Genomic DNA, 6,000 nt, shown 5'->3' with positions numbered 1-6,000 from the left:
TGACTGAGTGACTGAGTGACTGAGTGACTGAGTGACTGAGTGACTGAGTGACTGAGTGACTGACTGAGTGACTGAGTGAGTGAGTGAGTGAGTGCGTGCGTGCGTGCGTGAATATCTGTATTTTATGTAGTTAATTGCAAGCGATTGTTTGTTTGTTAGAGAATAACTGTATTTGTGGGATTTAAATCGGCGGAAATAACCTGATTCGCCCCAACCGGGCCGGTTTAGCTGTATGAAATCCAGTAATAATTAGGAAAAAGGACATTCGGATGAATTTAGCTGTATCGAATCCAGTTATCGACTAGCCAACTAGCCCAAAGCCGGTGAAGGGAGATGCAAAAAGAGATGCAAAATAAAAAGGGTGCCGCCGCGGCACCCTTCGTTTGCGTTATTGCTCGTTCTCTTTATCCCAGCTCGAATGATCGTTGCGGGCAGCCGCCTCAATGTCGCGGTCAAGCTTGCTCTCGCCCTGTACTTCAACGGCCGCTTGAATTTGCTGCTCCAGCTGCTCTTCGATTTGCCCGATGCCGTGGGCTTCCTGCTGCTGTCGTTTGTTCACCATAGGTGTTCATCCCTCCATCCAATATTCGCCTTAAGCTACGTTATAAGTTGCGCAGCAGATGAGGGACTTATTCGTCCGAAGCGAACTCAGATGTTAGTTACGCGACCGTCTCGGAGTTACGCTGCCGTTTCGGAGTTGCGCTGCCGTCTCGAGTTGCGCTGACGACGGATTGAGGCACAACCAAAGCAGCTGCGGGCGGACCAAGGATTCGTTATTTCCGCGAATTCGCCCCATTTTGAGAGTTTTCAGGACCCCAAATCCGTTAATTGAAACAAAACGCACCCAAATCAGGCTGTTTTGCGAGAATAACGGATCGTCAGTCCACGACACCGGTCATAGAATAGCCCTTTTGTAATTTAACGGATCCGGAGTCCGCCGGCAAGTAAGCATGTGATGAGCCGCAAGTAAGCATGTGATGATAGACTTCCGCAAGCTGCATGCGCCGATGACAAGTATGGGGTAACGAACGTCCACCAGCCGAATGAACACGAAGGTAAGCAGGGGGAACGAACGTCCGCCAGCCGAATGCGCCCGAAGGTAAGCGGTAATAAACGTCCGCCGGCTTACTCGATCATCAAGATCTCGCGGATGTCCTGCTCGGTCAGCGAGGAAAGCGCCTCCTGGCCCGGCTGGATGACCTCGTCGATCATATTTTTTTTCTTCTTCTGAAGCTCGTACATTTTATCCTCGACCGTACCTTGCGTGACAAGCCGGATCACCTGCACGACGTTTTTCTGGCCGATGCGGTGCGCGCGGTCGGCGGCCTGCTGCTCGACGGCCGGATTCCACCACAGGTCGTATAAAATAACGGTGTCCGCTCCCGTCAGATTAAGCCCGGTGCCGCCCGCCTTTAACGAAAGCAGGAACAGCTCGCGCTCCCCTTCGTTGAACCTGCGGCAAAGCTCGACCCTCTCGGCCGCAGGCGTCTGCCCGTCCAAGTAAAAGAACGGCGCTCCCATGTACCCGAGCTCGCGTCCGATCAAGCGCAGCATCTCGGTGAACTGCGAGAAAATAAGCACGCGTTTGCCGGAGCTCCGGCATTCCTCGAGCATCTCGAGCAGCTGCTCGAATTTGGCGGAGCTGCCCTTGTAATCTTCCACGAAGAGAGCGGGATGGCAGCAGACCTGCCGAAGCCTGGTGATGCCGGCCAAAATTTTGATCCGGTGCTTCTGGAAATCGTCCGCGTCGAGATGCTTGACGGTTTCCTGCTGCAGCTTCGCGAGCAGGCTGACATACAGCCTCTTCTGCTCGGGAAGCAGCTCGGAGGCTTGGACCGATTCGATTTTGTCCGGCAGCTCCTGCAGCACATCGCCCTTCAAGCGGCGCAGAAGGAAAGGGCGGACGCGCCGCGCCACCGTATCGCGGGTCAGCTCGCCGAACGCCTTGCGGCTCGGGAACAGCTCGGGGAAGACGGCGGTGAATATGGACCACAGCTCCTCCAGCTTGTTTTCCACGGGCGTGCCCGTCAGCGCGAAGCGGTACTGCGCTTCCAATGCCTTGACGGCTTGTGCGGTCTGGGTCGAATGGTTTTTGAACGATTGGGCCTCGTCCAGTATAAGTGTATGAAAGTCCAGCTTCGCATACTCCGCGACATCCCGCCGCAGCAGCGGGTAGGAGGTGATAATGGCATCGGCTTCGCGGGCTCTTTTCAATACGCCGTTTCGCTCGGCCTTGCCGCCGACGGCGATGACGGCTTTCAGCCCGGGGGCGAAGCGCTTCAGCTCATTGAACCAGTTATAGACGAGCGACGCGGGACACACGATCAGGGCCGGCCGGCCCTTCTCCCTAATCTCGGGCAGTACGGATACGAGAAAGGAAATGGCCTGCACCGTTTTGCCAAGCCCCATGTCGTCGGCCAAGATGCCGCCAAATTGATAATGCGCCAGCGTCTTCATCCACTGAAAGCCGTATTTCTGGTAGTCCCTCAGCACGGGAGCGAGGCTGTCCGGCACCGTAAAATCCAGGTTGTCCGGGTTGCGCATATTGACGAGCAGGCGGCGGAAGCTTTTGCCCAGCTTGACGGCTCTGCGGCTTTCGTCCGCATCCGTCAGATGGAGGGCACGGACGGCGGGGATACGGAAGGTCGGCCCGTTCACCTCGCTCAGGCTGATGCCGACTTCGTTTAGAAAGCGAATAATTTCCTGAAATTCCGCAGTATCGAGAGGCATAAGCGAACCGTCGGGCAGCCGGTAATATTTGCGTTTGATTTCCAGCGACTGAACCAGGCTGCGGATTTCCGACTCGGGAATGCCGTCCATCGAAAACCGGAATTCAAGCCAATCGGTCCGATGGCCGACATCGACCTTGATGGAGGGAGGAGCGTGTTTGGTCACGACCCGCACCTTGACGGCCGTAGTCGCATAGACGGTCAGCAGCTTCTCCAGCTGCGGGACGGTCTCGTACAAAAACTCAAATTCGGCTTCTTCATCCTCCATAAAATAACCCTCCTCCGTCGTCGCGAAGGGGCTTTGCTCCATCAGCTCCAAAATGCGGCGCTCCTGTTCGCCGTCCCGCAGCAAAATACGGTCCGATACACGGTTCGCCCGGTTTGCAGCCAGCGGGTTGATGACGATATCGCCGTATTGGAATTCGAGCCCGGCTACGAGACGGTCGCGTATCCGGTCCAGATAAAGCTTGGCCTGAAGCCGGGTCCGGTAGATACGGTCCGCGACCGATTCGGCGAGCTTGACGCTGCCGAGCTTCATCAGGCCGGGAACGACCTTTTCCATGAAGGGCTCGATTTGCCCGGGCGCGATACCGACCTGCTGCCCGGAAGTCGCGGGCAGCATATATTTAAGCTCCGAAAGCCGGATGCAGGCGTCCGGCGGCAGCTTGTACAGCGTTCCGTCGCTGACGGCCAGCGCAAAATCCTCCAGGACGGTCATGCGGTCGAGCCCATGAATGTCCAGACGGTAACCGCCGGCATCCTGCGCCTGCTCCAAGGCGAACGAGAGCGGCGCCGCATCCCCGCTGAGCTGCAGGCCGTCGTAGGTTTGGCCGAGATGGACCAGCTTGACGTTAGGCGCAGCGGCAAGCAAAGGCTCGAGCGAGCCCCAGGCAGCGGGCGGAATCGGCAGCAGCCGGTCGCCGCTGGCGGGGGCGGCATGGAAGAAGCTGCGGCTGGCGGCCGCCTGGTGGATCGTCTCGCTCCGCCAAGCCTGGATCAGCTGCCGTATGATCTCGTCCGTGCCGGGCGGAAAGCGGTGGCGGGCCGGGTCATAGGTGAAGTGTTTGCCAAAAAGAAAGGGCTTGCCGCTGTCCAGCGCCTCCAAAAAATCTCTTATTTTCTGGACGATATACAGGCGCCCCGGCCCCACTCTGAGCTCGATGCCGAACATTTGCTTGCGGACGCCGTATGAATACAGTTTGCAGGTCACCTCAAGCTCGAGCGGCTCTCTCGTATCGAGCAGATCGCTGCCGCCGGTGCGAACCGGCCTGCGGGCGAACAGGCTGAGCATGCTGTCGGCCAGCAGGCTAGTATTCCCAGTGCCGCCGCGCACCGAATAGCGGGGCGTCAGCTGTCCTTCCGGAGGCGCGTCTTCTTCGTCTTCCAATGGCTGATTTTCCGGATGAAGAAGCGATGGATATTTGCGGGCAGGAGCAGAGGCCGTCTGACCCGATGCCTGCTCCCGCTCCATGATGGCGAGCAGGGAGGCGGCGACATGCTGGCAGTACTTATCGTATGAGCTGAAAGCAAGACAGCTGCAGTGCGCGTCGACGTCCCCGTCCCGGTCGATGACGACCGAGACCCGGACGGGCTCGCTGCTGCTCTGCACGCCTTGAACGGCCAATTCCCAGGCGTTTGCCTCGCGATGAGTAACACTGACTTTTTTATCGTCATAGGCGGCTTCTCCTCTCTCGTAGAAAGGGCCGCACAGCTGCTTGATGATCCGCTTGGTTAATAGGGCAGGCATAATGAATGAATCCCCCGGTCTTATGGCGAAAGTGGTTGTTCCCATCATACCAGAACAGAAACGGACAAGCGACCCTGGCGCCGGGCGTGCGCGGACGGCGGATGGTGCCGGGCGCCTTCCGGCGATATAATAGTGGATAAACAGATAAAAAAGAGGAGCTGATCTTCCTATGCAGTACCGCCGTTTAGGCAGCAGCGGGCTACACGTATCCGCGCTTGGGCTCGGCACAAATTCGTTCGGCAAGCGCGCCGGTTACGAGGCTTCGAAGCGCATTCTGGACCTGGCGATTGACAGGGGCGTTAATTTTATCGATACGGCCAATATTTATGCGGGGACCGAGTCCGAGACGTTTATCGGACAAGCGCTCAAGGAGAAGCGCCGCAGCGTCGTACTGGCCACGAAGGCCGGGCTGCCGAGGGGCAAAGGCCTTAACGAGCGCGGCTCGTCCCGCTATCATTTGATGACCGAGCTCGAAGACAGCTTGAAGCGGCTGAAAACGGACTATGTCGACCTGTACCAGATCCATACGTTCGACCCCGGGACACCGCTGGAAGAGACGCTCCGCGCGCTGGAGGATATGGTCCGCTCCGGGAAGGTCCGCTACATCGGGGCCAGCAATTACTACGCATGGGAGCTGATGAAGGCGGTCGGCATCAGCGACAAGCTCGGTCTGGGCCGGTTCGTCTCGACACAAACGAGCTATTCACTGGCGGACCGAACGCCGGAAAATGAGCTCGTGCCGATGTGTCTGGATCAAGGCGTCGGCATCATTCCGTACTTCCCGCTTGCAGGCGGCATATTGACCGGAAAATACGGCGCTTCCGCCGATGTGCCCGAAGGCTCGAGAGCGCACACCGACCCGGGCTTCCGGCGTTTCCTGGACGAAAGGACGATCCGTCTCGGGGAGCAGGTGGAAGCCATCGCGGGCCGGGTCGGCTGCAGCGCGGGTGTGCTGGCCTTATCCTGGCTGATGCGGCAGCCCGCCGTCTCGACGGTAATCGTCGGCGCCACCCGCGCGGAGCAGCTCGAGGAAAACCTGGCCAGCGTCTTGCTTGAGCTTCCGCAGCAGGCGCTGGAGGAGCTCGATGCGGCAAGCGCTCCGTTCCGCCGCGGCGAGCCGTTTGCGATTTACCGCCTGACTTGACCGCTAAAGGGAGGCGGACTTGCCGGGCTCGGGTACGTGGTGAATAGCTGCTTTTTTGTACGCGGTGAGCCGCCTATTCATTCGCCTCAGTATGAATTGCCGGAAACGGAATGTGCTCCGCTTAATACAATGTAGGGATAGGTTTTTTTGGGAGCTAGTTTGTGTGCATGGTGAAATAAATGGAAATCATGTAACTAAATCAAGCATAATTCTGCTTTTTCAAAAAATATCTGGATTTTATGTATCTAAATCCGGAAAACCAGCCGATTAGCAGCAGCACGCCAGATTTATATGCATGAAATCCCGATATTTCAGTGTGCAATGCCTATACTTCAAAAATAAAGACATAAAATCCAGTTATGTATCCGTGCTGCGCCATG

General features: G+C 57.4%; 3 protein-coding genes. 1 reads left to right on the top strand and 2 read right to left on the bottom strand.

Translation table 11 applies throughout. The features are described 5' to 3' along the window. Positions 1-388: 388 nt before the first annotated feature. Positions 389-562 carry a hypothetical protein gene (locus KP806_RS27220; RefSeq protein WP_224726898.1) on the bottom strand — a complete coding sequence of 58 codons (174 nt, stop codon included), beginning with the start codon at positions 560-562 and terminating at the stop codon, positions 389-391. 563 nt (positions 563-1,125) lie between these two features. Next, positions 1,126-4,476 carry a DEAD/DEAH box helicase gene (locus KP806_RS27215; protein WP_224726897.1) on the bottom strand — a complete coding sequence of 1,117 codons (3,351 nt, stop codon included), beginning with the start codon at positions 4,474-4,476 and terminating at the stop codon, positions 1,126-1,128. 169 nt (positions 4,477-4,645) lie between these two features. Here KP806_RS27215 and KP806_RS27210 point away from each other — a divergent pair, with 169 nt between their 5' ends. Continuing rightward, positions 4,646-5,620: an aldo/keto reductase gene (locus KP806_RS27210; RefSeq protein ID WP_224726896.1), complete on the top strand. Its 975-nt coding sequence runs from the start codon at positions 4,646-4,648 to the stop codon at positions 5,618-5,620. The last annotated feature ends 380 nt before the right edge of the window (positions 5,621-6,000 follow it).

The organism is Paenibacillus vietnamensis (assembly GCF_020169515.1).
In the GTDB taxonomy this organism is placed as follows: Bacteria; Bacillota; Bacilli; order Paenibacillales; family Paenibacillaceae; genus Pristimantibacillus; species Pristimantibacillus vietnamensis.
This window is presented reverse-complemented; position numbering and strand designations above follow the sequence as displayed.

Excerpts from the sequence above, each read along its gene's own strand:
- KP806_RS27210 (WP_224726896.1), top strand. The coding sequence starts at position 4,646 with ATGCAGTACCGCCGTTTAGGCAGCAGCGGGCTACACGTATCCGCGCTT.
- KP806_RS27220 (WP_224726898.1), bottom strand. The coding sequence starts at position 562 with ATGGTGAACAAACGACAGCAGCAGGAAGCCCACGGCATCGGGCAAATC.
- KP806_RS27215 (WP_224726897.1), bottom strand. The coding sequence starts at position 4,476 with ATGCCTGCCCTATTAACCAAGCGGATCATCAAGCAGCTGTGCGGCCCT.